General features: G+C 72.0%; 34 protein-coding genes. 15 read left to right on the top strand and 19 right to left on the bottom strand.

The features are described from left to right. Positions 1-60 precede the first annotated feature (60 nt). The gene (locus RGQ06_RS04810) at positions 61-396 is read left to right on the top strand and encodes a helix-turn-helix transcriptional regulator (protein ID WP_432430565.1); all 336 of its coding nucleotides are present in this window, start codon (positions 61-63) and stop codon (positions 394-396) included. Here RGQ06_RS04810 and arr read toward each other — a convergent pair. After that, positions 393-824 (bottom strand): NAD(+)--rifampin ADP-ribosyltransferase, encoded by a 432-nt coding sequence (gene arr, locus RGQ06_RS04805; RefSeq protein ID WP_432430612.1) that lies wholly within the window; start codon positions 822-824, stop codon positions 393-395. The genes RGQ06_RS04810 and arr overlap by 4 nt on opposite strands. A 136-nt stretch (positions 825-960) precedes the next feature. Here arr and RGQ06_RS04800 point away from each other — a divergent pair, with 136 nt between their 5' ends. Further along, positions 961-1,548: a TetR/AcrR family transcriptional regulator gene (locus tag RGQ06_RS04800; protein WP_432430566.1), complete on the top strand. Its 588-nt coding sequence runs from the start codon at positions 961-963 to the stop codon at positions 1,546-1,548. A gap of 72 nt (positions 1,549-1,620) precedes the next feature. Further along, positions 1,621-2,514: an aminoglycoside phosphotransferase family protein gene (locus tag RGQ06_RS04795; protein WP_432430567.1), complete on the top strand. Its 894-nt coding sequence runs from the start codon at positions 1,621-1,623 to the stop codon at positions 2,512-2,514. 57 nt (positions 2,515-2,571) lie between these two features. On the opposite strand, the gene RGQ06_RS04790 is transcribed toward RGQ06_RS04795, so the two are convergent. Further along, on the bottom strand, positions 2,572-3,363 hold the full coding sequence (locus RGQ06_RS04790) for a class I SAM-dependent methyltransferase (RefSeq protein ID WP_432430568.1): 792 nt from the start codon (positions 3,361-3,363) through the stop codon (positions 2,572-2,574). Next, the gene (locus RGQ06_RS04785) at positions 3,360-3,989 is read right to left on the bottom strand and encodes a TetR family transcriptional regulator (protein WP_432430569.1); all 630 of its coding nucleotides are present in this window, start codon (positions 3,987-3,989) and stop codon (positions 3,360-3,362) included. The genes RGQ06_RS04790 and RGQ06_RS04785 overlap by 4 nt, the downstream gene beginning before the upstream one ends. 79 nt (positions 3,990-4,068) lie before the next feature. On the opposite strand from RGQ06_RS04785, the gene RGQ06_RS04780 reads away from it, so the two are divergent. Next, entirely contained in the window at positions 4,069-4,881 is an 813-nt protein-coding gene (locus tag RGQ06_RS04780; protein ID WP_432430570.1) for an MBL fold metallo-hydrolase, read from the top strand. Positions 4,882-4,984: 103 nt separating this feature from the next. Then, positions 4,985-5,818, top strand: a complete 834-nt coding sequence (locus RGQ06_RS04775; RefSeq protein ID WP_432430571.1) for a fumarylacetoacetate hydrolase family protein — start codon at positions 4,985-4,987, stop codon at positions 5,816-5,818. Positions 5,819-5,826: 8 nt separating this feature from the next. On the opposite strand, the gene RGQ06_RS04770 is transcribed toward RGQ06_RS04775, so the two are convergent. Both RGQ06_RS04770 and RGQ06_RS04765 read right to left on the bottom strand, forming a co-directional pair. Then, positions 5,827-6,645 carry a thioesterase family protein gene (locus tag RGQ06_RS04770; RefSeq protein WP_432430572.1) on the bottom strand — a complete coding sequence of 273 codons (819 nt, stop codon included), beginning with the start codon at positions 6,643-6,645 and terminating at the stop codon, positions 5,827-5,829. Then, the gene (locus tag RGQ06_RS04765; protein WP_432430573.1) at positions 6,642-8,087 is read right to left on the bottom strand and encodes an MFS transporter; all 1,446 of its coding nucleotides are present in this window, start codon (positions 8,085-8,087) and stop codon (positions 6,642-6,644) included. Before RGQ06_RS04765 ends, RGQ06_RS04770 begins: the two co-directional genes overlap by 4 nt. A gap of 58 nt (positions 8,088-8,145) precedes the next feature. Between RGQ06_RS04765 and RGQ06_RS04760 the strand changes: the two genes are divergently transcribed. Continuing rightward, positions 8,146-8,628, top strand: a complete 483-nt coding sequence (locus tag RGQ06_RS04760) for a winged helix-turn-helix transcriptional regulator (protein ID WP_432430574.1) — start codon at positions 8,146-8,148, stop codon at positions 8,626-8,628. 12 nt (positions 8,629-8,640) lie between these two features. Here RGQ06_RS04760 and RGQ06_RS04755 read toward each other — a convergent pair whose 3' ends face one another. From RGQ06_RS04755 to RGQ06_RS04740, 4 genes are read right to left on the bottom strand one after another with little or no spacing between them, the layout of a single operon-like run. Further along, entirely contained in the window at positions 8,641-9,333 is a 693-nt protein-coding gene (locus tag RGQ06_RS04755; protein ID WP_432430575.1) for an aspartate/glutamate racemase family protein, read from the bottom strand. Between the two features lie 24 nt (positions 9,334-9,357). Then, entirely contained in the window at positions 9,358-10,101 is a 744-nt protein-coding gene (locus RGQ06_RS04750) for a DUF1353 domain-containing protein (RefSeq protein ID WP_432430576.1), read from the bottom strand. 42 nt (positions 10,102-10,143) lie between these two features. Beyond that, positions 10,144-10,734, bottom strand: coding sequence for a peptide deformylase (gene def, locus RGQ06_RS04745; RefSeq protein ID WP_432430577.1), 591 nt, complete (start codon positions 10,732-10,734; stop codon positions 10,144-10,146). A gap of 31 nt (positions 10,735-10,765) precedes the next feature. Continuing rightward, entirely contained in the window at positions 10,766-11,647 is an 882-nt protein-coding gene (locus RGQ06_RS04740; protein WP_432430578.1) for a LysR family transcriptional regulator ArgP, read from the bottom strand. 25 nt (positions 11,648-11,672) lie between these two features. Here RGQ06_RS04740 and RGQ06_RS04735 point away from each other — a divergent pair, with 25 nt between their 5' ends. Beyond that, a complete protein-coding gene (locus RGQ06_RS04735; protein ID WP_432430579.1) occupies positions 11,673-12,332 on the top strand; it encodes a LysE/ArgO family amino acid transporter in 660 nt (219 codons plus the stop codon). Between the two features lie 18 nt (positions 12,333-12,350). On the opposite strand, the gene RGQ06_RS04730 is transcribed toward RGQ06_RS04735, so the two are convergent. Next, the gene (locus tag RGQ06_RS04730) at positions 12,351-15,377 is read right to left on the bottom strand and encodes a BTAD domain-containing putative transcriptional regulator (RefSeq protein WP_432430580.1); all 3,027 of its coding nucleotides are present in this window, start codon (positions 15,375-15,377) and stop codon (positions 12,351-12,353) included. A gap of 113 nt (positions 15,378-15,490) precedes the next feature. Between RGQ06_RS04730 and RGQ06_RS04725 the strand changes: the two genes are divergently transcribed. Next, positions 15,491-15,718 carry a tautomerase family protein gene (locus RGQ06_RS04725; RefSeq protein ID WP_432430581.1) on the top strand — a complete coding sequence of 76 codons (228 nt, stop codon included), beginning with the start codon at positions 15,491-15,493 and terminating at the stop codon, positions 15,716-15,718. Positions 15,719-15,760: 42 nt separating this feature from the next. Here the strand turns inward: RGQ06_RS04725 and RGQ06_RS04720 are convergent, their stop codons facing one another. After that, positions 15,761-16,360, bottom strand: coding sequence for a TetR/AcrR family transcriptional regulator (locus tag RGQ06_RS04720; protein WP_432430582.1), 600 nt, complete (start codon positions 16,358-16,360; stop codon positions 15,761-15,763). 48 nt (positions 16,361-16,408) lie between these two features. On the opposite strand from RGQ06_RS04720, the gene RGQ06_RS04715 reads away from it, so the two are divergent. The 3 genes from RGQ06_RS04715 to RGQ06_RS04705 are packed head-to-tail and all read left to right on the top strand — an operon-like array spanning position 16,409 to position 17,964. Next, positions 16,409-16,879, top strand: a complete 471-nt coding sequence (locus RGQ06_RS04715) for an SRPBCC family protein (RefSeq protein ID WP_432430583.1) — start codon at positions 16,409-16,411, stop codon at positions 16,877-16,879. Positions 16,880-16,916: 37 nt separating this feature from the next. Next, entirely contained in the window at positions 16,917-17,699 is a 783-nt protein-coding gene (locus tag RGQ06_RS04710; RefSeq protein ID WP_432430584.1) for an alpha/beta fold hydrolase, read from the top strand. 7 nt (positions 17,700-17,706) lie between these two features. Next, positions 17,707-17,964 carry a hypothetical protein gene (locus RGQ06_RS04705; protein WP_432430585.1) on the top strand — a complete coding sequence of 86 codons (258 nt, stop codon included), beginning with the start codon at positions 17,707-17,709 and terminating at the stop codon, positions 17,962-17,964. 52 nt (positions 17,965-18,016) lie between these two features. On the opposite strand, the gene RGQ06_RS04700 is transcribed toward RGQ06_RS04705, so the two are convergent. Then, a complete protein-coding gene (locus RGQ06_RS04700) occupies positions 18,017-18,916 on the bottom strand; it encodes a diguanylate cyclase domain-containing protein (RefSeq protein ID WP_432430586.1) in 900 nt (299 codons plus the stop codon). A 163-nt stretch (positions 18,917-19,079) separates the two neighbouring features. Here RGQ06_RS04700 and RGQ06_RS04695 point away from each other — a divergent pair, with 163 nt between their 5' ends. Next, the gene (locus RGQ06_RS04695) at positions 19,080-19,202 is read left to right on the top strand and encodes a hypothetical protein (RefSeq protein ID WP_432430587.1); all 123 of its coding nucleotides are present in this window, start codon (positions 19,080-19,082) and stop codon (positions 19,200-19,202) included. 40 nt (positions 19,203-19,242) lie between these two features. Here the strand turns inward: RGQ06_RS04695 and RGQ06_RS04690 are convergent, their stop codons facing one another. The 3 genes from RGQ06_RS04690 to RGQ06_RS04680 form a co-directional block, all read right to left on the bottom strand. Continuing rightward, the gene (locus RGQ06_RS04690; RefSeq protein WP_432430588.1) at positions 19,243-20,394 is read right to left on the bottom strand and encodes an RNA polymerase sigma factor; all 1,152 of its coding nucleotides are present in this window, start codon (positions 20,392-20,394) and stop codon (positions 19,243-19,245) included. Further along, on the bottom strand, positions 20,391-20,804 hold the full coding sequence (locus tag RGQ06_RS04685) for a YciI family protein (protein WP_432430589.1): 414 nt from the start codon (positions 20,802-20,804) through the stop codon (positions 20,391-20,393). The genes RGQ06_RS04690 and RGQ06_RS04685 overlap by 4 nt, the downstream gene beginning before the upstream one ends. Before the next feature lie 125 nt (positions 20,805-20,929). Beyond that, positions 20,930-21,244, bottom strand: a complete 315-nt coding sequence (locus RGQ06_RS04680) for an EthD family reductase (protein ID WP_432430590.1) — start codon at positions 21,242-21,244, stop codon at positions 20,930-20,932. A gap of 66 nt (positions 21,245-21,310) precedes the next feature. On the opposite strand from RGQ06_RS04680, the gene RGQ06_RS04675 reads away from it, so the two are divergent. Together RGQ06_RS04675 and RGQ06_RS04670 are read left to right on the top strand one after the other, a co-directional pair. Then, on the top strand, positions 21,311-21,859 hold the full coding sequence (locus RGQ06_RS04675) for a GNAT family N-acetyltransferase (RefSeq protein WP_432430591.1): 549 nt from the start codon (positions 21,311-21,313) through the stop codon (positions 21,857-21,859). A 46-nt stretch (positions 21,860-21,905) separates the two neighbouring features. Continuing rightward, entirely contained in the window at positions 21,906-22,949 is a 1,044-nt protein-coding gene (locus tag RGQ06_RS04670) for an aldo/keto reductase (protein WP_432430592.1), read from the top strand. Positions 22,950-22,959: 10 nt separating this feature from the next. Here the strand turns inward: RGQ06_RS04670 and RGQ06_RS04665 are convergent, their stop codons facing one another. Then, on the bottom strand, positions 22,960-23,355 hold the full coding sequence (locus RGQ06_RS04665; protein WP_432430593.1) for an MmcQ/YjbR family DNA-binding protein: 396 nt from the start codon (positions 23,353-23,355) through the stop codon (positions 22,960-22,962). Between the two features lie 309 nt (positions 23,356-23,664). Between RGQ06_RS04665 and RGQ06_RS04660 the strand changes: the two genes are divergently transcribed. Next, complete coding sequence (locus RGQ06_RS04660) at positions 23,665-23,982, top strand: DUF971 domain-containing protein (RefSeq protein WP_432430594.1); 318 nt, start codon at positions 23,665-23,667, stop codon at positions 23,980-23,982. Positions 23,983-24,030: 48 nt separating this feature from the next. Here the strand turns inward: RGQ06_RS04660 and RGQ06_RS04655 are convergent, their stop codons facing one another. The 3 genes from RGQ06_RS04655 to RGQ06_RS04645 all read right to left on the bottom strand — a co-directional run bounded on the left by RGQ06_RS04655 (position 24,031) and on the right by RGQ06_RS04645 (position 25,701). Then, the gene (locus RGQ06_RS04655; RefSeq protein WP_432430595.1) at positions 24,031-24,456 is read right to left on the bottom strand and encodes an OsmC family protein; all 426 of its coding nucleotides are present in this window, start codon (positions 24,454-24,456) and stop codon (positions 24,031-24,033) included. A 533-nt stretch (positions 24,457-24,989) separates the two neighbouring features. After that, a complete protein-coding gene (locus tag RGQ06_RS04650; RefSeq protein ID WP_432430596.1) occupies positions 24,990-25,334 on the bottom strand; it encodes a GAF domain-containing protein in 345 nt (114 codons plus the stop codon). Between the two features lie 10 nt (positions 25,335-25,344). Continuing rightward, positions 25,345-25,701, bottom strand: a complete 357-nt coding sequence (locus tag RGQ06_RS04645) for a hypothetical protein (protein ID WP_432430597.1) — start codon at positions 25,699-25,701, stop codon at positions 25,345-25,347. Positions 25,702-25,725 lie beyond the last annotated feature (24 nt).

The following is a 25,725-nucleotide window of genomic DNA, read 5'->3' as shown; positions in this document are numbered from 1 at the left end:
ACGGTACCGTGAGGGGTAAACAATCGCAATTCTTTTCTAGTATTGGATTACGATGAAGCCATGCCGAGCTGGAGCTTCCTCACCAACCACGCGCGCGTGCTCCTGGCCGTGGCTGCCCAGCCCGACGCCCGCTTGCGTGACCTCGCCGTATCCCTGGACGTGACGGAGCGGACCGCGTTCGGCATCGTCACCGACCTCGCCGACGGGGGTTACCTCGTGAAGGAGCGGGACGGCCGCCGGAACCGATACCACATCCAGGAGCACCTCCCGCTCCCGACTGACGTCGGACGCGCGCCCACGATCGGCGAGGTGCTCGACCTCCTGGTCGCGGCCGAGCGCCGCCCCCCGGTCGGCGAGCGCCGGCGGAGGAAGGGCGACCCGCCGGCAGGGTGCTAGTCCTCGATGACGTCGAGGCCCTGGGCTCGGAGCCGAGCGAGGTTGTCGAGCATCCCCTGCAGCACCTCGGGGGCATGGCCGTCCCAGGCCTCGACCTCCTCGACGACGCGCACGGCGTCACGGGTCCGGTAGGACCGGGTCACGTTCCCGGGGAACCGCTTGTCGGTGACGTTGGGGTCGTCCTCGAACGGGCCCGTGGGCTCCACCACGTAGATGCGCCCCCGCTCTTCGTCCCCGGCGAGCGCCGTGGCCAGCTCGGCTGCCCAGACGGCCGGCTCGAGCAGCGCGGCGAAGTAGACGTGGTTCGCGACCCGACCGTCGTGGTAGTTCGACGGGTGGCCGGGGACGATGAGGTCGCCGTCCATGAAGGTCGCCCTGGTCCCATGGAAGAACGGCCCCTCGACGTGGTCGCAGCTGTCGAACGTCACGGGGACGTGCTCGGTGTCGCCTGACTCAGCGATCGCCTCGGCGATCGACTTCGTTGCGCCCGTGCCCTGCTGGTTGACCACGACGTCCCTCCCGGGCTCCGAGCCCGCCTGTAAGCGGAGCAATATACTCCGTTTCATGCAGCATGCAACCCCGAGCCCGGCCGAGCGACCGCTGCGGGCCGATGCCCGGAGGAACCGCCGCCGGCTCCTCGATGCGGCCATCGCCCTGATCCTCGAGCTCGGGGGTGAGCCGTCGCGCGACGCCGTCGCCGAGCGGGCCGGCGTCGGCATCGGCACCCTGTACCGGCACTTCCCCGACCGTCACTCGCTCCTGCGGGCCGTGGCCCTGGACGTGATCGACCGCACGGTCGAGCGGGGCGAGGCCGCGCTGGCCGAGTCGACGTCGGGGGGCGAGGCGCTCCGGCGCTACCTGCACGATGCCGTCGACAGCGGCCTGGGGGTGGTCAACGTCGTCCACGCACTGCTCGACCGCACGGACTGGCCGGACCGGCGAGCCGCGGCGCAGCACGTCCTCGACCGCCTGATCGACCGGGCGCGACGCGACGGTGCGATCGACCACGACGTCACCGCGACCGACATCGCCTTGGCCGCCATCCGCTTCTGCCGCCCCCTCGCCATCGGGCTCGACCCGGCCGAGGAGCGTGCGATCGCCCACCGGCAGCTCGCCGCCTACCTCGACGGACTTCCGGTCCGCCTGGGGTGAACGCCGGCGTTCCCGGATCTCGTTCCCGGTCGCCGCATCGGACCGGAGAGACTCGGTCGCGTGGCGGCTCGGATGCATCACGACGAGGTCCCGGTGGACGAGGCGCTCGTCCACCGCCTGCTCGTCGCGCAGCTGCCGGCGCTCGCGGAGCTGCCCCTGCGGATCGTGGAGCCGTGGGGCACCGACAACGCCATCTGGCGCCTCGGTGATGAGCTGGTCGTGCGGCTCCCGCGCATCGGGTGGGCAGCGGGCCAACCCGACAAGGAGGCCCGGTGGCTCCCGCAGCTGTCGCCGCACCTGACGGTCGCCGTCCCCACGCCCGTCGCGGTCGGTGAGCCGAGCGAGGAGTACCCGTTCCGCTGGGCCGTGCACCGCTGGCTGCCCGGCGATCCGGCCGGGCCGGGCCGGATCGGCGATGCGGGCGCCTTCGCCGCCGACCTGGCCCGCACGGTGATCGAGCTCCGGTCGGTCCCGGCCCAGGGGGCGCCGCCCGCGCACAACCGCGCCCGACCGCTGGCGGCCTACGACCGCGAGACGCGCCGGGCCATCCACGGCGCTCGCCACCTGGTCGATGCCGACGCCGCGCTGTCCGTCTGGGAGCAGGCGCTGGCCGCCCCGCCCCACCCCGGTCCGGCCGTGTGGGTGCACGGCGACCTGGAGGGCAACTGCATCGTCACGGACGGGTCGCTGTCGGGCCTGGTCGACTGGGGATCGGCATGCGCGGGCGATCCCGCCGTGGACGCGCAGGTGGTGTGGTCGCCGCTGTTCGACGAGGGCTCGGCGGCGGCCTTCCTGGCGTTGATCGAGGCGGACGACGCACTGGTCCTCCGGGCACGCGGCGCGGCCGTGAACCAGGCGTGCGCGGCGCTGCCGTACTACCTGGGCACGTACCCGCTGATCGTCGAGCGGAGCCGGGCCAAGCTGACCGCACTCGGCATCGAGGTGAGGGAGGGCACGCTCGGCTGAGCGGTGCCGTCGCGACTGGTTCCGGCAGATGCGGATCGGCGTGATGTTCCCCCAGACCTACGGCCGGCCGATGACCTCCCCGTGGGGGACGACGAAGCAGCCCTCCGGGTGGGACGCCCAGCTCGTCCAGGCATCGCCGCACCGCTCGAGCAGCTCGCGATCGGCGACGCCGAGCTCGATGGCCTGGTCGGCGAGGTCGGTGGCGGTGATCCGGTCGGCCCACGTGCGCGACCACCACCCCCGGTCCTCCTCGCTCGTGAAGCACCACGTCGATGCCGACCAGCGCAGCTGCTCGAGGCCGGCGCGCTCCGCCCACCCGAGCAGGTGCCGTCCCGCGTCCGGTTCACCGCCGTTGGCCCGCGCGACCTGCAGGTAGACCTCGCGCCACTCCTGCAGACCGGGCACGGCCGGCCACCACGACATGGCCGAGAAGTCGGCGTCGCGCACCGCGACGATCCCGCCGGGCCGGCAGACCCTGCGCAGCTCGGTGAGCGCCCGCACCGGGTCGCCGAGGTGCTGGAGCACCTGGTGGGCATGGACGACGTCGAAGGCGCCGTCGGGGTGGTCCAGGTCGTACACGTCCCCCACGTCGAAGCGCAGGTTGGCGGCGCGGTGCGTCGACGCGGCCCGAGCGACGACCTCCGCGGAGCGATCGAGGCCGAGAACGTGGCCGCCCCCGACCGCTCGGGCCAGGTCGGCGGTGATGGTCCCGACGCCGCAGCCGACGTCGAGCACCGAGGCGCCCGGCTCCAGGACGTCCAGCAGGTACCGGGCGGAGTTCTCGGCGGTTCGCCAGCCGTGGGATCGCAGCACGGCGTCGTCGTGTCCGTGGGTGTAGCGCTCGGTCATCGGAACGTCGCCTCCAGCAGCGTCTCGGCGGCCCAGCGCACCGCCGCATCCGACGCCTCGGCATCGAGGTGGCAGACGTCGCGCAGCACGGCGAGCGCCTCGGGTCCGCTGAGCAGGCACAGGGCGGTCACGACCCGGTCCCACTCCTCATCCGTGACGGTGGGGCGCAGCGGGGCGAGGCTCTGCTCGAACCAACGGCGGCGTCGGCCCTCCCGCACCTGGGGCGTCGCATCGCCGGCTTCGGTGGCCTGGAGCCACTGGTCGAGGTACAGCCGCAGGGCGGTGCGGTACTGCACCTCGGCGTCGGCCACGTGCCGGTTGAACAGGGCGAGCACCGCCAGCGCCCGGTCCCGAGCGTGCTCGGCCGTGACCTCCTCGGAGGCCAGCTCCTCGATGTCGCCGACGTCGGCGTTCATCGCCACCTCCACCAGCAGCGAGTCCTGGGTCGGGAAGTACCGGTAGGCCGTCGTCCGCGACACCTCTGCGGCCTCGGCGGCCTGGGCCACGCTCGGGGTCGCACCCTCGGCCAGGAGCTGCTTGGCCGCATCGACGATCGCCGCCCGGGTGCGGCGCTTCTGGCTGACCCGCCCGCGGCTCAGGATTTCCTCTTGACGTGGTACTGGCATCCCGTCATGGTACACAAGTTCCACGAAGCTCCGAGCATCGGAGCCGTCGGCCGACCCAACCCGAGACGAGGGAAGACACATGCAAACGACCAAGACCCGAATCCTGCCGACGCAGATCGCCGCCGAGACCTTCCTCGTCCACGATCACGCCGGCGAGGGCTCCGCCCCGGTGTCCATCGCCCTCAACGCCATGGTCATCCGAGGCGAGCAGCCCGTCGTCGTGGACACCGGCGCCACCGAGCACCGCACCCAGTTCCTCGACGACGTGTTCTCCATCGTGGAGCCCGAGGACGTCCGCTGGGTGTTCATCAGCCACGACGACGTCGACCACACCGGCAACGTCAACCCGCTCATGGCCGCGTGCCCCAACGCCACCCTCGTCATCGACTGGTTCATGCAGGAGCGGATGGGCGCCACCCTCGAGGTCTCGCCCTTGCGCTGGCGTTGGATGCGCGACGGCGAGGCGCTCGACGTCGGCGACCGCCAGCTCCAGCTCGTGCGGCCGCCCGTCTACGACTCGCCGACGACCCGTGGGCTGTTCGACCCGACGACCGGCGTCTACTGGGCGTCGGACGCCTTCGCGACCCCGATGCCCGTGCCGGTGCACGACGTGGTCGAGATCGACCGCGAGGTCTGGACCGAGGGCATGGCGACCTTCAACCAGTACATCAGCCCGTGGCTCGAGCTCGCCGACGAGCGCCGGTACCTGCAGACCGTCGACCGGATCGCCGCCCTGCAACCGACGACCATCGCCGGCTGCCACACGCCGGTGATCGCCGGCGACCAGGTGGCCGACGCCCTCGACATCACCCGGCGCACACCGGGCCTGACGGTGCCGGCCCAGCCGGATCAGGTCGTGCTCGATCAGATCCAGCGCACCCTGGCCGCCTGATCGGCGAGACCTCCGACGGCGGTGCATGGCGGCGCGGGCTCGCTCCGGCGGGCCACCATGGTCGCGGCTCGCGCCGCCCGCACCCCGGCTGGAGGACAGACAGATGAAGATCGCCAACCTCGACGGCCGCCTCGTGCTGGTCCTCGACGACGCCGTCGCCGATGTCGAGACCGCATCGGACGGACGCTTCGGCCCGGACCCGATGGGCGCCTTCGCCGAGTGGGAGGCGTTCGCGTCGTGGGCGGACGGCGTGCGCGACGGAACCGGGCCGCTCGACATGTCCCGGCTCCGCTGCCCCGTGCCTGCCCCGCGGCAGGTCTTCGCCATCGGCCTCAACTACCGCAGCCACGCCGAGGAGGCGGGCATGGACGTCTCGTCGGTCCCGGCCACGTTCACCAAGTTCCCCGCGTCGCTCAGCGGTCCCTTCGACGACATCCCCGTCGTGGGCGACACCGTCGACTGGGAGGTCGAGCTCGTCGCCGTCGTCGGTGCCAGGGCCGATCGGGTGGCCGAGGCTGATGCCTGGTCCCACATCGCGGGACTCACCGTCGGCCAAGACATCAGCGACCGGACGTTGCAGTTCGCCGCCGGCATGCAGTTCTCGCTGGGCAAGTCCCGGCCCGGCTACGGGCCGATGGGTCCGTGGCTCGTCACGCCTGACGAGGTGCCCGACCGCGACGACCTCGCCCTCGGCTGTCGAGTCAACGGGGAGACCGTGCAGGACGCCCGCACGAGCGACCTGGTCTTCTCAGTCGGCGCGCTGGTGGCCGAGCTGTCGTCGGTCCTGCCGCTGCTCCCCGGCGACGTGATCTTCACCGGCACGCCCGCCGGGGTCGGCATGTCACGCAAGCCGCCGCGGTCGTTGCAGCCCGGCGACGTGCTCGAGACCTGGATCGAGGGCATCGGCGAGCTCCGCAACACCTGCGTGGCCGGCTGACGCGTGCCTCACCCGGTCCACCGGGTGTGGAACGACTCGGCGAGCAGCGTGCCGTCGCTGTCCGCGATCCGCCCGTGCTCGAGGGCGAGGCCGCCGTGGCTGACGTCGGCCCGGAACCGGCCCTCGAGCCACTCGTCGTCGCGCAGCGCCTGGCGGGTGCGGTGCAGGTGGACCGCGAGGTCGATGCTGACGCCACCGGTCGGCGGGTCCAGGCGGGTGAACGGCGACGGCGGGAACCAGTCGAGGATCATCGCCAGCCAGGGCTCGTCGATCGGGCGGGGCTCGAGGGGCCGGACGTGGCCGCCCACCCGTGCCTCGGCACTGCGGCTGAACGGGATGTGGGCCGGATCGAGCCGCGCCGTGGCGTGGTCGAAGTGGGGGACGAGGCCGGCCTCGGCCGGCGGGTCGAGCGGGATCGACACCTCCACCGGGGCCACGTCGCTGGCCTCCAGCTTCTCCCACGACTCGCCGGGTCGGGCATCGACGAGCGTCACGCGGCTGGTGAGCACGAGCCGGTCGCGCTGTTCGAGGGCGACCACGAGGGTGGTGAGCGATCGCCCGCGCCGCACGGGCTCGATCCGCAGCTCCGCCGGTCCGGGCTGGCCGGGTCGCAGGAAGGAGGTGGCCACCGTCCGCACCGGACGGCCGGGCTCGTGGTCCTGGGCGGCTCGCACCGCCATGGCGACCATGGAGCCGCCGTGGATGCCGGTGAGCGACGACCAGCTCGGGTCGAGCTGCAGGCCGTAGGTGCCTGGCGATCGGCGGTGCACGGCCGTGGTCCGGTCGAACCAGGTGGAGGCGTCGGGGAGGGGTGCGATCGCCGTCATGCCGACACCTCGCCGACAGCCGGGGCCACGGGAGCGGCGGGCGCAGGTGCGGAGTCCACGTCGGGCGCGTCCACCCGCACCCGCTCGTGGCGCATCGCCAGCAGAGCCGAGCCGACCGCCGCCGCGGCGCACACGGCCCAGGCGATCCGGAACCGGTCGTGGGCCTGGGTCAGCGACGCCGGCGTGCCGAGCACGGCGACCAGGATCGCCACGCCGAGCACGGCGCCGATCTGGCGGGCGGTCTGGTTCATGGCCCCACCGGCGGCGAAGCTGGTCGGCGCCAGCCCGGAGACGGCGGCCGCTGACAGCACCGGGAAGGTGAGGGCGACGCCGAGGCCGGTGACGATGGTCTGCGGAAGCCACCAGCGGAGGTAGTCCGGGTCGAGGGGCACCATCGCCGCGCTCCACAGCTGGGCGGTGGCGAACACCAGCGGTCCGGCGATCAGCAGGGGACGGAACCCGATGCGCCCGGCGAGGCGGCCGCTGCTGCGGGAGAGCAGCGCGACGACGACCGGCCCCGGCGTGATCGCCAGGCCGGCGGCGAGCGTGGACCAGCCCCACACCGAGGTCAGGAACAGCACGTTGCCGAGCAGCATGGCGAAGAAGCCGACGGCGTAGAGCACCGTGCCGGCGTTGGCCAGGGCGACGGTGCGGTCGGCGAGGATGCCCAGGTCGACCGCGGGTGCCGGGTGTTCCTGCGCCCGTCGCAGGGCGAACCAGCCGGCGACCGACGAGGCGGCGAAGGCGCCCGTCACGCCGGCGCTGGTCCAGCCCCAGTCGGGTCCCTGCGTGATGCCGAGGGCGAGGGCGGCGACGGCGATCGACACCGCGGCGATGCCGACCCCGTCCGGCGGCGGGCCGCCGGCGCTCGACTCCGGCACCACCCGGGTCGTGACCACGGCCGCGATGGCGAGGACGGGCAGGTTGACGAGGAACGCCCACCGCCAGCCACCGGCATCGACGAGCACGGCGCCGATCGACGGACCGCACGCGACGGCCAGCGCGGAGATTCCACCCCACGTGGCGACGGCGGTGGTCCGGAGGCGGTCGGGCGTGGCCGAGAGCAGCAGCGCCAGCGACGAGGGCATGAGCAGCGCCGCGCCGACGGCTTGGACCACGCGACCGCCGATGAGCAGCGCCGGCGAGGTGGCCGCTCCGCACAGGAGCGAGCCGAGGGTGAACACGCCGAGGCCGACGAGGAAGGTCAGGCGTCGGCCCGACCGGTCGGCGATGCGCCCGGCGCCGAGGAGCAGCGCCCCGAAGACCACCGAGTAGGCGGTGAGCACCCAGGACAGCGTCGAGGTGCTGGCGTCGGCGAAGGACGCCTCGATGCTCGGGAAGGCGACGTTGACGATCGACAGGTCGAGGGCGACCACGAACGCGCCAGTGACGGTGACGGCGAAGACGGATCGGGGGATGCCATCGGTTGTGGGTTGCTTCATGAAACGCACCTTCGCACGGAGCGTTGCGTCATGCAACCCTGCGTCGTACGATCGGGACGTGCGCCGCAGCTCCTTCGCCGATGTGCACTGCCCGATCGCCCAGTCCATGGAGATCATCGGGGAGTGGTGGACCCCGCTGATCCTGCGCGACGCGTTCTTCGGCGTCCGGCGCTTCGACGACTTCGCCCGGCGCCTCGGCATCGCCCGCAACGTCCTGGCCGACCGGCTCGACACCCTCGTCGAGGGCGGCGTGCTGGAGAAGCGGCCCTACGACGAGGCCCGCGGCCGGTACGACTACGTGCTCACCGAGAAGGGGCGGGCGCTGTGGCCGGTGCTCGTCGCGCTGCGGCAGTGGGGCGACGAGTGGGTGCTCGGCGAGGGCAACGAGCCGGTGCTGCTGGAGCACCAGGGGTGCGGCCACGTCGTCCACGTGGAGCCCACGTGCGGCCACTGCGGCGAGCGGCTCGACGCCCGCAGCGTGCGGGCCGTGGCCGGCCCGGCCGCACCGCCGGACACGTTGCTCCCGCCGCCCGGCAGCTGAGCGGCGCGGTCCTCAGGGCGCGAGCGCCGCTTCCACGGCCGCCGCGGCGTGGAGCCGGGTCGTCGGGAACCAGGGGACGCGGACGTCGTCGCCGCCGACGAGCAGCTCGATCTCGGTGCAGCCGGCGATCACGCCCTCGGCTCCGTTCGAGATCAGTCGCTCGATGACCTCGAGGTACCTGTCCCGTGACCCGTCCCGCACGATGCCCCGGACGAGCTCGTCGTAGATGACGTCGTGCACGGTCGTCCGGTCCGGCTCGTCGGGCACCACGACATCGAGCCCGTGCGCCGCCAGGCGACCTCGGTAGAAGTCGTGCTCCATCGTGTAGCGGGTGCCGAGCAGCGCCACGGTGCGGACGCCGGCGTCCACGACGGCCCGAGCGGTCGCGTCGGCGAGGTGCAGGAAGGGCACGTCGATGGCGGCCTCGATGGCCGGTGCGCACACGTGCATGGTGTTGGTGCACAGCACGATGAGCTCGGCGCCGGCGTCCTGGAGGCGGCGGGCATCCGCAGCGAGGAGGGCACCGGCATCGTCCCAGCGATCGGCCGCCTGCAGCGCCTCGATGGCGGCGAAGTCGTAGCTGCGGATGACCAGGTCGGCGGAGTGGGTGCCGCCGAGCCGCGCCCGCACCCCCTCGTTGATCATGCGCTCGTACTCGATCGAGCTCTCCCAGCTCATGCCGCCCAGCAGTCCGATGCAACGCACCGGGCGACGGTATCCGCACCGACCTCAGTACGCGGACGCGAGGGTCTCGCTGGGCAACCGGTCCAGCTGCTCGTCGTGGATGACCGTGTCACCCTCCGGGCCGAGCATCGTGGCGAGGGCCTGCCCGCCGGGTGAGTCCACCGGGATCAGCAGCAGGTACTCCCGCGGCGGCTCCTCGCGCTGGTCGTGCCGGACCCCGAACGGCCACGGCAGGTTCGGCCTCCGGCCGCGGAGGCGCTCGACCACCGACCACGGCACGGCGATGGTCCACTCCACGACCCAGTAGAAGATGCGACCGACGAACGCGACCGCAGTCGGCGCACCGACGGTGACGACGCCGACCGTGGCCATGCCGGCCATCTTCGACAGCTTCACCGGCCAGGGCGGTCCGCTGCGGCCGAAGCGGCCGGCGAGGATCGCCGCGGCCCGGACGGCGATCCACATGAGCCCGCGGGTGAGGGCCGTCGCGCCGGACTCCCGCAGCGCCCGGCGGAACAGCCCGTCGGCGTCCCACGCGTCGACGCGTGGAGTCCGGTCGTCGCTCCGCTTCGACTCCCGCCAGAGCGCGTCGTGGAGGACACCCGGCTCGCTGTTGGTGCCGGTCGTGTCGAACAGCCAGCGCACTGGCCGGGGGATCGAGGCGAAGTCGGTCCGGAAGCCCTGTCGGACGACCACGAAGTCCCGGCTGCCCTCGTAGACGAGCGGCTCGAGGAGGCACCACTCCTCACCGATGTCGTGTCGGACGCTCAGTGGGGTGCGGAAGGGCACGCCACGACGGTAGAGCGGCACGCCCCGCGCAGGGCGCTGCAATCACACGGCCGGGTCGAAGGGCGTGTCCGTGGCCTGCGCCTGCCGGTACTTCGGGCCGCGCGGGTCGAGCGACGCGGTGCCGTACCACTCGCGCTCCTGCAGGTGCCGGTCGATGGCGGGCAGCAGCTTCGGGTGCCGGTCGACGTAGAGCATGCCGTCCAGGTGGTCGACCTCGTGCTGGAAGCACCGGGCGACGAGGCCCTCGCCCTCGTAGGCGACCGGGTCCCCGTGGACGTCGTGGCCCTGCACCCGGGCTCGGGCCGCTCGCACGGTCGGTACGGAGATCCCCGGCACCGACAGGCATCCCTCGGACCCGTCCTGCGCCCCGTCGCCGATGACCTCGACGACCGGGTTCACGACGTAGCCGGTCTCGTCGTCGCCGCAGTCGAAGACGAAGACCCGCTCGAGCCGGCCGATCTGGTTGGCGGCGAGCCCGACCCCGGTCTCGATCGCGTACATCGTGTCGAACAGGTCGTCCACCAGCGAGGCCAGCTCACGATCGAACGTCGTCACCGGCTTGGCGCGGGTCCGGAGCACGGGGTTCCCGTAGAGCGTGATCGGTGGGCACCTGCCAGGCAGCCGGAACGGCATCCGGCGACGCTATCCCGGGTCGCGCGCGCAGCTACGTGCGCAGCGAGTGCCTCGCTCCGGCCAGGACGACCTCGCTGAGGCGCTCGAGGGAGGGTGAGCGAACCTTCCACCGCTGCCAGTGCAGCGGCACGTCGACGGTGGCGTCGGGGTCGAGGAGGACGACCGCCGACCGCAGGTTCGGCTCGGCCAGCTGCAGGTCGCTGAGCATCCCCCAACCGAGGCCGGCCAGGATCGCCTGCACGAACCCCTCGGTCGAGGGCACGCGGTGCGTCGGCGGCGTGGCCCGGCCCCGGGTGCGACGTCGCAGCCACCCGCGCTGGAGGTCGTCGTCGCGGTCGAAGTCCACGACCGGCGCGTGGGCCAGGGCGGCCGCCGTCGGGCCGTCCGGGAACCAGCGGGCGGCGAACCCGGGCACGGCCGCGGGCCGGTAGCGCAGGACGCCGAGCGGTGTCGATGTGCAGCCGGACACGGGTCGGGACGCCGCCGTGACCGCGGCGACGACGGAGCCGTCGCGCAGGAGGGTCGCCGTGCCGTCCTGGTCGGCACGGTGCAGGTCGAGCAGGACCTCGTCCCGCAGCGGGGCGAGGGCCGGGAGGAACCAGGTGCTCAGCGAGTCGGCGTTGACCGCCACCGGCAGGACGACCGGCGCATCTGCGTCACCGGCGAGCTCCCGTGCCGTGTCGGCGACGAGCAGGTCCATCTCGCGAGCCAGGCGCAGCACGGCGCGGCCGGGGTCGGTGACCTGCACCGGCTTGGAGCGCACGAGCAGGACCCGGCCGGTTGCCTGCTCCAACGCCTTGAGGCGCTGGCTGATCGCGGACGGGGTGACGTGCAGGTCCCGCGCCGCACCTTCGAGCGTCCCGGCATCGACGGCGGCGCGCAGCGCCCGCAGCTGGGCGAGGTCGAGGTCCATGAAGCAACGCTAATGCGAACGAAGAATGTTGCGCTGGACTTCACCTCGGAGGTGCGGCCATCCTCGACCGGTGGACCCCGGACTCCTCGCCGCCTTCTCCGGCCTCGGCCTCGGACTCGGCCTCATCGTCGCGATCGGCGCGCAGAACGCGTTCGTGCTCCGTCAGGGCCTGCGGGGTGAGCACGTGGTGCCCGTGGTCGCCGTGTGCGCGGTGTCCGACGTCGCCCTCATCGCCGGCGGTGTGGCGGGCACGGGGGCGCTGCTCGAACGGGTCCCCGAGCTGGTCGACGTCATGCGCTGGGCCGGCGCCGCCTTCCTCCTCGGCTACGCCGCGCTCGCGGCGCGGCGTGCGCTGCATCCCGAAGGTGGGCTGCGGGCCGAGGTGGCCGATCGTGCACCGCTCACGACGGTGCTGCTCACGGCCGCGGCGCTCACCTGGCTCAACCCGCACGTCTACCTCGACACGGTGGTGCTCCTCGGCTCGGTGGCCGCGACCCACGACGAGCTGCGCTGGCACTTCGGCGCGGGTGCAGCCGTGGGCAGCGTGGTGTGGTTCACCACCCTGGGCGCCGGTGCCCGCCTGCTCCGCCCGGTCTTCGCCCGGCCCGGCGCCTGGCGAGCGCTCGACGCGCTCATCGCCGCGGTGATGGTGGTGCTCGCCGTCGGCCTGGCTCGCAGCGCCTGAACCGCCGTCATCCCGAGGTCATGCGCCGTGGGGCTCGGCACCGCCGAGGACCCGGTCGATCACCTCCAGGGTGGAGCGCACGACGGTGTCGGCGCCCATCGCCGCGCCCCGGGCCTCGGCGGCTGCGTAGCGATCGTGGCCGAGCTCGCTCGGCAGCTGCTCCAGGATGGCGCCGACCCTGCGCAGATCGGAGGCCTCGATGGGCATGGCCAGCTCGGCGGAGGCGAGGCGCACCGCTGCGTGGAGCACCGTCGCGGCCTCGTGGTCGCCGCGCTGGGCGAGGACGCCGGCGACGTGGCGCAGGGTCAGCCACTGGTTGGCCCAGTCTCCGGCCCGGTGCCACATGTCGATGACCTCCCTCGCCAGGCGCAGCGCACCGTCGAGGTCGCCGCGGCGCCCGGCCAAGGACACGAGCTCGGTCTTCGCGAAGGCGACGATCCAGCGGTTCCCGGCCGCCGTGCCGTGGGCGATGGACTCCTCGAGCATCGAGGTGGCGCGGTCGGGGTCGATCGCCTCCAGCGTCAGCGCCCTGGCGTAGAGCGCCGAGGCCAACGACGTGGGGTTCCCGATCCGCCGGGCCAGGGTGACGGCCTCGTCCGCGAGCAGGCGGCTGGCCTCGGTCCGGGCGTCGCTCGCCAGGCCCACGGACGCCATGTAGAGCGCGTGGGCCAGGCGGGCGTCGTCGCCGCTGGCGCGGGCGGCGCCGACCGTGCGCTGGCACGTCTCGGCCGCCTCGAAGGTCTGACCGCGGTAGTAGAAGACGTTGCCCAGCGTCCGCGAGTGCAGTCCGCAGGACGGGAGGCCCAGCCGCTCCTCGGCCTCGAGCGATCGCTCGGCGAGGGACACCGCTGCGTCCAGGTCGCCGCGGACGAACCGCCCGTAGGCGGCGGTGGCGAGGGCCATGGGCAGGAGCGGGTGGTCGTCGGTGGTGAGCAGGTCGAGGGTCGTCTCGGCCCAGCTGAACAGCTCGTACCGCATCCGGCGGAAGGCGAACTCGCGGGGACCGACCACCAGCCGCAGCGCCCCGTCCTCGTCGCCCTGGGTCAGCATCCAGCGGTGGGCGATGCGCAGGTCGGCGAAGGTGTCGTCCAGCCGGGACATCCACACCGGTTCGTCCGGGCCGCCGAGGCCGACCTCGGCGTGCTCCACGAGGTCGATCGCCCAGAGCGCGTGGCGCTCCTGCAGCACGTCGGCGCACCCGGCGTCCCGGAGCCGCGCCCCACCGAACTGCCGGAGCGTCTCGAGCAGGGAGTAGCGGGTGGGTGAGCGGCTGATGTCGGCGACGACCATGGACTTGTCGACCAGCGCCGCCAGGAGGCCCCGGATCCCCTCGGCGGAGACCGTCGCATCGGCGCACACGTACTCGATGTCGTCCACCGTGAAGCTGCCGGCGAAGACCGACAAGCGGTCGAACAGCGCCTGCTCGGCCACGCCGAGCAGCTGGTAGGACCAGGCGACGGTCGCCTCGAGGGTCTGGTGCCGAGGATCGCCGGCGCTGGTGACGAGGATCCGGAAGTCGCTGGACAGCTCGTCGGCCAGATCGGGCAGGGTCATCGAGCGGACCCGGGCAGCGGCCAGCTCGAGGGCGAGCGGGAGCCCGTCGAGGCGGCGGCAGATCTCGACGACGGACGAGACGGTCGCCTCGTCGAGCCGGAAGCCGGGATGGGCGGACGTGGCTCGGGCCACGAACAGCCGCACCGCCGGGGACTCCATCGCCATCACCGGGTCGGTCTCGTCCGCCCGGGGGAGCGGGAGCGGACCGAGCGGCCAGACGGTCTCGCCGTCGACGCCCAGGGGCTCCCGGCTGGTCGCCACGATGCGGACGTCGGGGCAGGCCCGGAGCACCGCCTCGATCACCTCGCGGATGGGCGCCAGGACGTGCTCGCAGTTGTCGAGGACGATGAGCAGGCGGCGGGACTGGAGCACCTCGATCAAGCCCTCGATCGTCGTGCGGTCCTGGCGGCGCTGGACGTCCAGCGCGGTGGTGACGGCCTCGGCGACGAGTGCGTCCTCCCGGATCGGGGCGAGGTCGCACAACCAGACACCGTCAGGATGGGCGTCTGTCGACCGCTCGCCGAGCTGCATGGCCAGGCGCGTCTTCCCGACGCCCCCGGGGCCCGTGAGGGTGAGGAGCGGCACCGTGGCGAGCACCTCGCCGAGCTGGGAGAGCTCGACGTCCCGGCCGAGCAGGGCGGTGACCCGGCGCGGCAGGTTGCCCATCGGGGTCCCGTCGGCCGGGACAGGCGGCGGACCGATCGGGGCGGCGACCGGCGGCGCATCGAGCGTCGGGTCCGTGCGCACCATGCGCGCTTCGAGATCGGCCAGCGCGTCGGACGGCTCGAGGCCGAGCTGGTCGCCGAGGTCGGAGCGGAACCGGTGGAAGGCGCGCAGCGCCTCGGGCTGCCGTCCGGAGCGGTAGAGCGCCAGCATCTGCTGGGCCCGGAAGCCCTCCCGCAGCGGCCAGCTCGCGATGCAGGTCTCCAGCTCGTCGATCGCACCGGCGTGGTCGGCGAGGGCCAGCAGCGCATCGACGCGAGCCTCGGCCGCCCGCTGCCGCACCTCCTCCAGGCGGGTGCTCTCCGCCTGGAGCGCGAGATCGTCGACGAACTCGGTGAAGGCGCGGCCGCCGGACCACCAGCGCAGCGCCTCGCCCAGCAGGTCCGCGGCCCGCCGCGGATCACGGCCGAGCACATCGAGCGCGGCGGCGACCTGCCGCTCGAAGCGGACGCTGTCGAGCGCGTCCGGGTCGAGGACGAGCTGGTAGCCACCGTGCCGGGTCTGGAGCCGGCTGCCGTCGTCGCCGAGGTCGCTGCGCAACCGGGACACGTAGCTCTGGACCGTGCCTCCGGCCCGCGCCGGGGGGTCCTGGCCGAACAGCACGTCGACGAGGTGGTCGGTGCCGCAGGCGGTGTTGCGGTGCAGGACGAGGGTGGCGAGGAGGAGGCGGCGACGTGCACCGCGCACGGCACGGGGGACGCCGTGGGCCGAGGTCACCTCGAGCGGTCCGAGCACCCGGATCTCCATCGCACCGACCCCCTTCCCCACGGAGACAGTACGGCGCATCCGGGCTGCAGGGCGCATGCATGTGCCCTGCACGGGCGGCGGTCGAACGTGGGCGACGGCGAGGCATCCGGCCCGCCCACACCGAGGAGAACACCATGCCGTTCGTCAACGTCAAGCTCATCGAGGGCGTCTTCAGCGCCGATCAGAAGCGCGACATGATCGCCAAGCTCACCGACACCATGGTCGCCATCGAAGGCGAGAACATGCGCGGCGTCACCTGGGTCGTCGTCGAGGAGGTCACCAGCGGCGAGTGGGGCATCGGCGGCCAGGCGCTCACCACCGCCGACGTGAAGGCCCTCGCCGCCGGAGCGCCGGTGGCCTGAGCTCGCCCGGGCGACGACGGCGGTGGCCACTGGCCACCGCCGTCAGCCGGCTGGGTCCACCCGGGCGGCCGTGGGCCCGGAGAAGCGACCTTCGAAGCCGGCGATCCACTGCTCCATCGCTGCGTCCACGCCGGCGCGGTCCTTGGTGGCGAGCAGGTCGAGCAGGAGGCCACGGGTCACGGCGACGCCCAACCGGGCGAAGGCGCGAGCCTCTCCCGGGGGCACCCCCATGGCCTCGGCCGCCTCGGCGGCCGGATCGAGCCAGGAGTCGACGATGCCGTCGAGGAGCTCGCTCGTCGGGGGACGTCCGAGGAGGGCCTGGACGTAGACCTCGAAGAACAGCCGCTCGTTGGGCCAGAGCGACGGGTCGGAGATGTGGCGCCACCAGCTGCGCATGGCGTCGGCCAGCGTCGCGTCCGGCGCGGCGGTCACCTCGCTGATCGCGGCGCGGTTGCGCTGCTCGACCTCGCGGATGATGGCTACCCAAAGCCCTTCCTTGGACCCGAAGTGGTGGCTGAGCATCCGGTGGCTCGTGCCCAGCTCGGCGGCCAGCCCTCGCAGTGAGAGGTCGGTGAGGCCGTGGTGGGCGACGTGGTCGATCGCGTCGTCGAGCAGCTGCTTCCGGGCATCCCCTGGGGCCATGGAAGAAAACTGTACCACTTGGAACACTAAACATGTACCATCTGGTACATGCCTGCACCCGTCACCGTCTCCATCGACCTGCCGCACGACCAGGAGGCCGTCTTCGACTTCCTCGACGTCATGGCCAACCACGAGTCGTTCAACGACCACCTCATGCGCGACTGGGAGCTCTCCGGCCCGGCGCGAGGCATCGGGTCGAGGGCCCGGGTGACCACCCGAGCCCTCGGCATCAGCGACGTGGTCGACCTCGAGGTCGTCGACGCCGAGCGCCCGAGCCGCATCGTCGAGCGGAACGTCGCGACCAAGGCCGGGCGGACGGGGGAGGGCACCTACGAGCTCGCCGCCCTGCCCGATGGCGGAACCCGCGTCACCTTCGAGTACCGGTGGATCGTCGCCCCGCGTCTCGACCGTCTGACCGCGCCGCTGGCCCGGGCCTACATCCGCCGGAACAACGCCACCGCCATGCGGCGCCTGGCCGAGGACCTGGATGCGCACCTCCTCGGCCACGTCGACGGCTGATCGGAATACCATCGATGTCGAGCCAGATGGGGGCTACATGTCCGGACGTCCCACGATCACGGAGTTCCGGCTCCCCGGGGCGACCCTGCGCGCCACGGCGGTCGGGGACGGCCCGCCGGTCCTGCTGCTGCATGCCGGTGGCGAGCGACGGGCGGTCTGGGCTGACGTGGTCGCGGCGCTGCCCCCGAGCGCTCATCGGGCCATCGCCGTCGACCAGCGCGGGCACGGCGAGAGCTCGGGTTCCCGGAGCGACGGCCTGCCCGCCTTCGCCGGCGACGTCCGCGACCTCGTGCGCTCCTTGGGGGCGCCCACGGTGCTGGTGGGTGCGTCGCTGGGCGGGATGGCGATCCTCCTGGCGATGGCCGACGGCGACCTCGATGACCTCGTGACCGGCGTCGTCCTGGTCGATGTGGTGCCGTCGCCGGACCCGAGGCGCGCACGTCGGTACCTGAGGCAGTCGTCGACGGATCGCACCGGCGACATGGCCGAGTCGCCGATCGCCCGGGACATCCTCGCCCACGCCGCGCAGCTCACCGCCTCGGCGAGACGACTCGACACGCCCACGCTGCTGGTGCGTGGCACCGCGAGCGAGGTCACGCTCGAGGATGACGTCGCACGCTTCCTACAGCTCGTCCCCCACGCGTCCGTCCGGGAGATCGAGGGTGCGCACCACCTCGTCGCCAGCGAAGCTCCCGAAGCGCTGGCGGAGGTCCTCGCCGAGTTCCTGGACGGGCTGGGGATCGCGTCGTCGACGTCGAATGAGGGAGATGGCGTCCGCCGCCGTACCGTCAGTGCACAGACCGACCGCGAACGAGAGTGATTTCCCCATGGCCAAGGCGAAGAAGGTTGACTCCCAATGGTCCAAGGGCTCGGCCAGCGTCGATGACCTGGCCCCTCGGGAACGGCTCGCACACGAGATCGTCTCCGAGCACGCCGACCTGCTCCCCTCGGTCGAGCGGATCATGGCAGCCGAGCTCACCGAGGAGCAGGGCATCGTCGCGCTGACCGCCTTCCGCGACTCGCTCGGTGTCGCCGGGGACCCCAACCGGGACCCCCGCGTCTCGATCGCCAACGCCGCCGGCTGAGCGCTCGGCCAGGTGGCACGGCCGCTCGGCCGGCCAGGTCTGACGGCAGACGTCAGCCGATGACCAGGAGAGAGGCGTCGTCGCTGCGCTTGTGGTCGTACATGGCGACATCAGCGCGTCGGAGCGCCTGGTCGAGGCCGTCCTCCGGCTCGACCAGGACGGCGCCGATGCTCCCACGCACCGCCAGGGGTTTGCCCTGGACGAGCACGGGCACCGGCGGCAGCGACCGGATGCGTGCCACGAGCTCCTGCATCCCCCCGGCGCCATCGACCGGTGCGCACAGGACCGCGAACTCGTCGCCACCGATCCGGCACACCCGGTCGACGGAACGGGTGGCGGCGACGAGGCGACTGCCCGTCTCGACGAGCACCCGGTCGCCGGCTTCGTGGCCGAACGTGTCGTTGACGGTCTTGAACCCGTCGAGGTCGAGGAACAGCAGGCCGACGTCGCCGCCGTCACGAGCCCGGGACTGCTGGGCGTTGTCGAGCGCGGCGCTCAGGGCCCGCCGGTTGTCCAGCCCGGTCAGCGGGTCGACGAGGGCGGCCGTGCGGAGCTCCTCCTCGAGCAGCCGACGGTGGGTGACGTCGTCGCAGGTGACGACGGTGCCGATCGTGCCATCGGTGAGCGTGAGCGGCCCCGCCCGGGTGGCGTACCACGCCCAGCCCCCGTCCGGGAGTTCGTAGCCCAACGTCGCTTCGCGTTCTGTGCCTTCGCGGATCGCCGAGACGACCGGCAGGTGGGTGGGGTCCTGGTGGCGACCGTGCTCGTCGATCACGGTGATGTGGTCCATCATGGCGCTGGCGCTGGGCGCCACGTGCGAGATGTCGAGCCCGAGCCGGGCGAGGAACCGCACCGTGGCCGGGTTGGCGTGGAGCAGGGTGCCGTCGGCCGCCCGCAGCATCACGGCGATGGGGAGCGCATCGAGCACCGCCAGCAGCTGAGCCTCGTGCACCTCACCCGAGCCCGCTCCTGCGCGTTCGCGTTGAAAGGCCTCCACAGATGCTCATCGGCGGACCCGGTTCTGACCTTGAGCGCGGGGCGACCTCCCGCACGACACCGAGTTGTGTGGGATGGTGACACCTGGTCGGCAGGTTGCCGGACCAAGGAAGGCCGGTATGTCCAGCAAGGACAAGGGCGGGCGGAGCAGCAAGACCCCCGCGACCAAGACCGCCAAGGAGAAGCGCCTGGAGAAGCAGGAGAAGAAGACCAAGAAGGGCTTCGCCGGCCGGGAGGGTTAGGGCGGACGCTCGTGATGCGGTGGCCGCGCCACGCGCTGCATCACCATCGTCCCGAGCGGAGCTGTTCGTGGACGCGGGCGGCCTGGCGGATCTGGTGATCGCGCTCGTGGATGTCGGGCGCCTTGCGGGCAGCGCTCGCGTAGAGGCTCGCCGCCAACTCGAGGTCGCCGTTGCGCTCGTGGAGGTGGGCGGCGACGGCATCGCGGCGGGGTAGGTCGTCGTCGACCTGGGCCAGGGCCGCCAGGCCGGCGGGCGCACCGTCGGCCTCTCCGACGGCGACGGCCCGGTTCAGCCGGATGATCGGCGTGTCGGTGATCCCGAGCAGCTCGTCGTACCACTCCACGATCTGGACCCAGTCGGTCTCCTCGACCCGGGGGGCATCGGCGTGGAGCGCGGCGATCGCGGCCTGCGCCTGGTACTCGCCGAGTCGATCGTGAGCGAGCGCGGCCTGGAGGATGGTGACGCCTTCCTGGATGAGCGCTCGATCCCATCGGCTGCGGTCCTGCTCGGCCAGGGGGACGATGCCGCCGTCGGCGCGGGTGCGGCCGGCACGGCGGGCGTGGTGGAGCAGCATCAGCGCGAGCAGCCCGTGCACCTCCGGATCGTCGACCAGCGCGACCAGCTGGCGGGTGAGCCGGATCGCTTCGGCGGCCAGGTCGACGTCACCCGAGTAGCCCTCGTTGAACACGAGGTACAGGACCCGCATCACGGTCACGACGTCACCCGGCCGGTCGACACCCGCTGCAGCCACCACCCGCTTGGCTCGGCTGATCCGCTGCGCCATCGTCCGCTCCGGCACGAGGTAGGCGGTGGCGATCTGGCGCGTGGTGAGGCCGCCGACGGCCCGGAGCGTCAGCGCGATCGCCGACGAAGGCGTCAGGTCGGGGTGCGCGCACAGGAAGTAGAGCTGCAAGGTCTCGTCGGTCGCAGCCGCCGGCGCTCCCTCGGGCTCGAGGTCCACCACTGCCTCCCGCGTGCGCCGGGAGGCGTCGGAGCGGACCAGGTCGAGGTACTTGCGCCAGGCGACGGTGACGAGCCACGCCTGGGCATCGTCGGGCGGGTCGCCGGCCCGGTCCAGCGCGGCGATGAGCGCCTCCTGCACGGCGTCCTCGGCCGTCGCGAAGTCGGCGCCGCGACGGACGAGGACGCCCAGCACCCGTGGGACGAGTGCCCGGAGCTCGCTGACGTTCACACCACATCCGTGGGGGTCGGTGGCGTGGCGAGGAACGGGCGGACCTCGATCCACTCGAGGATGGGTTCACCGTCGGGGCCCGGTGCCGCCGACAGCTCGCCGGCGAGCTCGATGGCCCGGTCCTCGGTGTCGACGTCGACGACCATCCACCCCGCGATGAGGTCCTTCGTCTCGGCGAAGGGGCCATCCGTGACCGGCGGGCGGCCGGCGCCGTCGTGACGAACCCACATGCCGTCGGGGGCGAGCGCCTGGCCGTCGACGAACTCGCCGGTCTCGACGAGGCGGTCGGCGAAGTCGCCCATGAACTGGATGTGGGCCTCCACGTCGTCGGGCGCCCACTCGCTCATCGGGACATCGGTCGCCATCGGCGGTGCACCCCGGTAGTGCTTCAGGAACAGGTACTTGGCCACGTGGGATCCTCCTTCGGTGTGGGCGACGCCGTTCGTCGCTCATCACCCCTGAGACGGAGCCGGATGCCGGATGTCGACATCCGCACGAAGGTCTTCCCCCGGGCTGGATGTCCCTCAGATGGAGGTCAGGCCTCGTCGCCGATCAGCATCTCGGCCTTGTTGCCGTACTTCTGGGTCATGCCCATGGCGTGCTTGCTCGCTTCCATGATGCTGGGGTCGCCCATCGCGGCCTGCATGTCCTCCTGGGACGCCCAGGTGCCGACGAACATCACGTAGTACGGGGCCTCGGTGCCCCGGGGCGTCCCGCTGAACACCGTGGTGGTGTGCGACGTCATCTTCGGGAACTTGGCGGCGATCGGCAGGTGGTCCGACTTGTATTCGGCGAGGAACGCCTCGGCGTCGGCTTCGGGCTTGGTGTACAGAACGGTGAGGTTTGCCATGGCCCCTGTGTACCGGGTGGAGGTGCGTTTCCCGACGGCGGCCACCGTGCTTCCTACGCTGCGCGCATGTCGCCGTTCACGCCGAAGCCGACGATCACCGGCGAGACCGTGGTCTTGCGTCCGCTCGTGGCTACCGATGCGCAGGACCTGTGGGACGACGTCAACGACGACGAAGCCCGTCGGCTGACCGGGACCCACGCCGACTTCACCCGGGACCAGATCGACCGGTGGTGCGCCACGCGGATCGACCAGGACGACCGCCTCGACCTCGCAGTCGTGGATCGCTCCGACGGTGCGTGGCTCGGCGAGGTGGTCATCCACGACTGGGATCCCGACAACCGGTCGTGCGGGTTCCGGATCGCGCTGCGCAGCGCTGCTCGCGGCCGCGGTGTCGGTACCGAGGCGACGAAGCTCGTGGTCGACCACGTCCTGTCCGACCCCGAGGTGAACCGTGTGTCGCTCGAGGTCTTCGACTTCAACGAGCGCGCCCGGCACGTCTACCGCAAGGTGGGCTTCGTCGAGGAGGGGACCTTGCGCGAAGCGCTGTGGTGGGGCGACGAACCCCATGACGCGATCGTCATGTCGATCCTGCGCCGGGAGTGGCGCTCCGGTTGACCATGCGCCCGTTGCGTCCCTCGCCCTCACCAGCGACCATGGCCCGATGCAGCAGCGACGCCTCGGCGACAGCGGCCTGGTGGTCAGCAGCCTCGCCCTCGGGACCATGACCTTCGGGGCCGAGACCGACGAGGAGGGCGCGCACGCCCAGCTCGACCGGTTCGTCGAAGCGGGCGGGACGTTGATCGACACGGCCGACGTGTACTCGCAGGGTGCGTCCGAGTCGATCGTCGGTCGATGGCTGCAGCAGCGCGGGCGCACCGACGACGTCGTGATCGCCACCAAGGGCCGCTTCCCCATGGGCGACGGTCCGCTGCACCAGGGGGCTGGCCGTCGGTACCTGCGCCGGGCCGTCGAGGCCAGCCTCCGCCGGCTCGGCGTCGACGCCATCGACCTCTACCAGCTCCACGGGTGGGATCCCGCCGCCCCGCTGGAGGAGACGTTCTCCACGCTCGACGACCTCGTCCGGGCTGGCACCGTGCGCCACGTCGGGGTGTCGAACTACACCGGCTGGCAGCTGCAGAAGGCGCTGCGCCGCGCTGAGCAGCACGGCTGGACGGCGCCGATCTCGCTGCAGCCGCAGTACAACCTGCTTGCACGCGAGATCGAGTGGGAGCTGCTGCCCCAGTGCCTGGAGGAGGGCGTCGGCGTCCTTCCCTGGGGGCCGCTGGGCGGAGGCTGGCTCACCGGCAAGTACCGGCGCGACCAGCGACCCACCGGCGCCACCCGCCTCGGCGAGGACCCCGACCGCGGCGTCGAGGCCTACGACCGGCGCAACACCGAGCGCACGTGGGACGTGCTCGACGCCGTCGAGACGATCGCCGACGAGCGGGACTGCTCGATGGCCCAGGTGGCGCTCGCCTGGGTGCACCAGCGCCCCGGGGTGACGTCGGTGATCCTGGGCGCCCGCACCACCGATCAGCTCGAGGACAACCTCGGCGTGGCCGACCTGGTGCTCGGTGACGAGGAGCTCGACCTGCTGTCGGTCCGCTCGTGCCCAGGTGTGCCCGACTACCCGTACGGGATGATCGCCGACCACTGCGGCGTCGACGTCTGGGACCGGCTCCGCACGCGCATCGCCGAGCGCTGACCGGTCGGCGCTATCGAGCTGCGTCGAGCTCCGCGATGCTGCGACGGGGTGCGGTGAGCCGGAACGAGGCGTCGAGGAGCTCTGCCACCTCTGCCCAGTCCGTCTCGTCATCGAGGTCGATCCCGACCCAGCCCGATGGACCGAGGTAGGCGGGGATGTACGCACGAGGGTCCTCGACCAGGGCAGGCCGATCCTCCGGGTCCGGCTGCACCACGAGCGAGTGGGGATGCTGGACCCACTCGCCGTCCACCTTCAGGGAACCGCCGTAGTAGGCGAACACCTTCTTCGTGAAGAACGCAGGACGGCCGTGCGAGACCTTCTCCGCAGCGCCCGGGAGAGCCGTCGCCAGCTCTCTGACCCGGGCGAGGTGGGGGTCGTCGTCATCGAACATGCGCGGGTGCGCCACGGCTCGAGGGTAGGTCTGCGCCGCCGAGGTCTGGATGATCGCCAGGCGCTCGAGGGCTCGACGCCGGATCTCTTTCGCCCGTCCAACGTGTGGACCGATCGTGACGCGGCGGACCGGATCCGCCCACACGTCGGTCGATCTGGCGGTTCCGTGGACGGATCAGGCCCAAGGCAGGCCCGCATTGCCCACACGTCTGTCTGAGGAAGGTCGATACCGATGGCGCTTCTGGGCGGGCCCCGAAACCGGTTTTCGTGGACTGGTCTTCCCGTTTCGCGTGGTCTGCGCCTGGAGATCAGGCAGCCTGGGGCCGTGGACGTCAGCAACGAGCCCGTGGATCTCGAGGTCAAACGTGAAGAGGGCGTCACGATTCGGTTCGCCGATGGCCACGTCGCGCGGATCGGGCTGATGGAGCTCCGACAGGGATGTCCGTGCGCGACGTGTCGCGCGCTGCGGGAGCGTGGAGAAGACGGGTGGCCACGGCCTGGTGCTCCAGAGCCGTTGCGCATCACGGACGCGCAGTTCCATGGCGCATATGCCCTGCAGATCACGTGGAACGACGGCCATCGGACCGGGCTCTATCCGTTCGAGGCTCTGCGCCGCTGGAGCGTCTCGGGGCCACCTCGCTGATCCCCACCTCTGGGGCGGGACCCCGCATCAGGCCAAGGGGAACCTTGCTCAGGCGAGGCTGGCGTCGAGGGTGATGGTGGTGCCGGTGAGCGCCTTGCTGACTGGGCAGTCGACCTTGGCGCCCTCGGCCGCCTCGACGAAGTCCTCGGCGCTCATGCCCGGGACCGTGCCCACGACCTTGAGGTGGATGCCGGTGATGCCCTCGCCGGGCTGGAAGGTGACGTCTGCGGTGGTCTCGAGCCGTTCGGGCGGGCTGCCGGCCTTGGCCAGCCCGTTCGACAGCGCCATGGAGAAGCATGACGAGTGCGCGGCTGCGATGAGCTCCTCGGGGCTGGTCCGTCCGTCCGGCTCCTCGGCGCGCGACGGCCAGGACACGTCGTAGGTCCCGAGCCCCGAGGACTCGAGCGTCACCTGCCCCGACCCCTCCATGAGCGAGCCTTCCCAACGAGTGGTTGCCGTGCGTGTCGTTGCCATGCCCCGGAGGCTACGCGGAGATCCGACGGCATGGGTTCCGATGGCGGGGTGTCGGTGATCGAACGGCTCTGCCGGCGGGGTGCGAAACCATCCGGCGGCCGAGGCACCATGGGCGCCGTGGCTCTGACGCATTGGCAGGGGGAGAGCGGGTGCACGGTGACCGTGGAGGAGCTCCGTGCGATCGCCGAGGCGGCACACGTAGTCGTCGGTGAATCGATGCAGTTCGTCGGGAGCTACGCGAGGAGACGGGAGTCGATGCTCGCCCAATCGGAGGTCCCGCCCTCGTCGACGTGGTCGACCATCCGCTCGCGGATGGAACGCGTGCGTCCACCTTCGGTGTCGCTTACACGTTCGAGATCTGTCGCTCCGTCCAACTGCGGGCCGAACCGGGCCAGCCGGTGCAGTGGTGGCCCCTCGATGCTCCGCCGGTGGACGTCGGTCGGAAGCATTGGGAGCGTCTGCTCCGGCACGTGCGCTCGGTCGCATAACCGTCCGAGTCACCACCCACGTAACCATGTGTCGCCAGGCGGCGATCATGCCCTTGGCCTGTTCGATGACGATCCGGTGATCGAGGGCCAGAGTTGCAGGTGCTCGGCCAGCCGCCGCTGCTCGTCGAACTTGGCTGCGCTGCACAGCACCACGGTCACGACGGATGCGAACGTCTCAACGAGATGGAGGTCCTCGTCGTTCCACGGACGACTCTGCAAGTCGTAGAGCCCCAGGGCACCCAGCGCCGTGCGGTCGAGTATCAACGGGGCGGATGCGACTCCCAGCACGCCGCGCTCGATGGCGTCCGGTGCGAAGGTGGGCCAGCGAGCCGAACTGGAAATCGCAGAGGGCTTCGAGGCGGCGCCGGCTGATGCCAGCGAGCGATGCACCTCGGAGCGGCTACGTGGCCTGGAGAAGCCTGAAGACCGCCGCGTTCCACGATGCGTCGCCTCTCGGGTGATGAGCTGACTCGTTCGGCGGTGGCGTGATGCCTGCTGATCGAACGGCAGCGTTCAGATCGCAGAGCCCCGTCGGCCAGCCGTCAGGCCATGGTGACACCAATCGTCGGAGCAGCTGGAGGTCCCAATCCCAGTAGCGGCGATGAGCCTGTTCTGCTTCGTCCCCGAGATCGAACGGGGGTCCGGCCAGCTCCTCCACGGTTGGGCACCAGGCCCAGAACTCGTCGACATCTCCGCAGAAGTCCCGAATGGCCTCCGACAGGTCATCGCCGCCGAGGCGCGGTTCCTCGGCGATCATCCGAGGTACGACTACTCGCTTGGT

Source organism: Salinilacustrithrix flava, assembly GCF_041228405.1.
In the GTDB taxonomy this organism is placed as follows: domain Bacteria; phylum Actinomycetota; class Acidimicrobiia; order Acidimicrobiales; family Salinilacustritrichaceae; genus Salinilacustrithrix; species Salinilacustrithrix flava.
The sequence above is the reverse complement of the archived record's forward strand: the minus strand, read 5'-3'. Positions and strand labels throughout refer to the sequence as shown.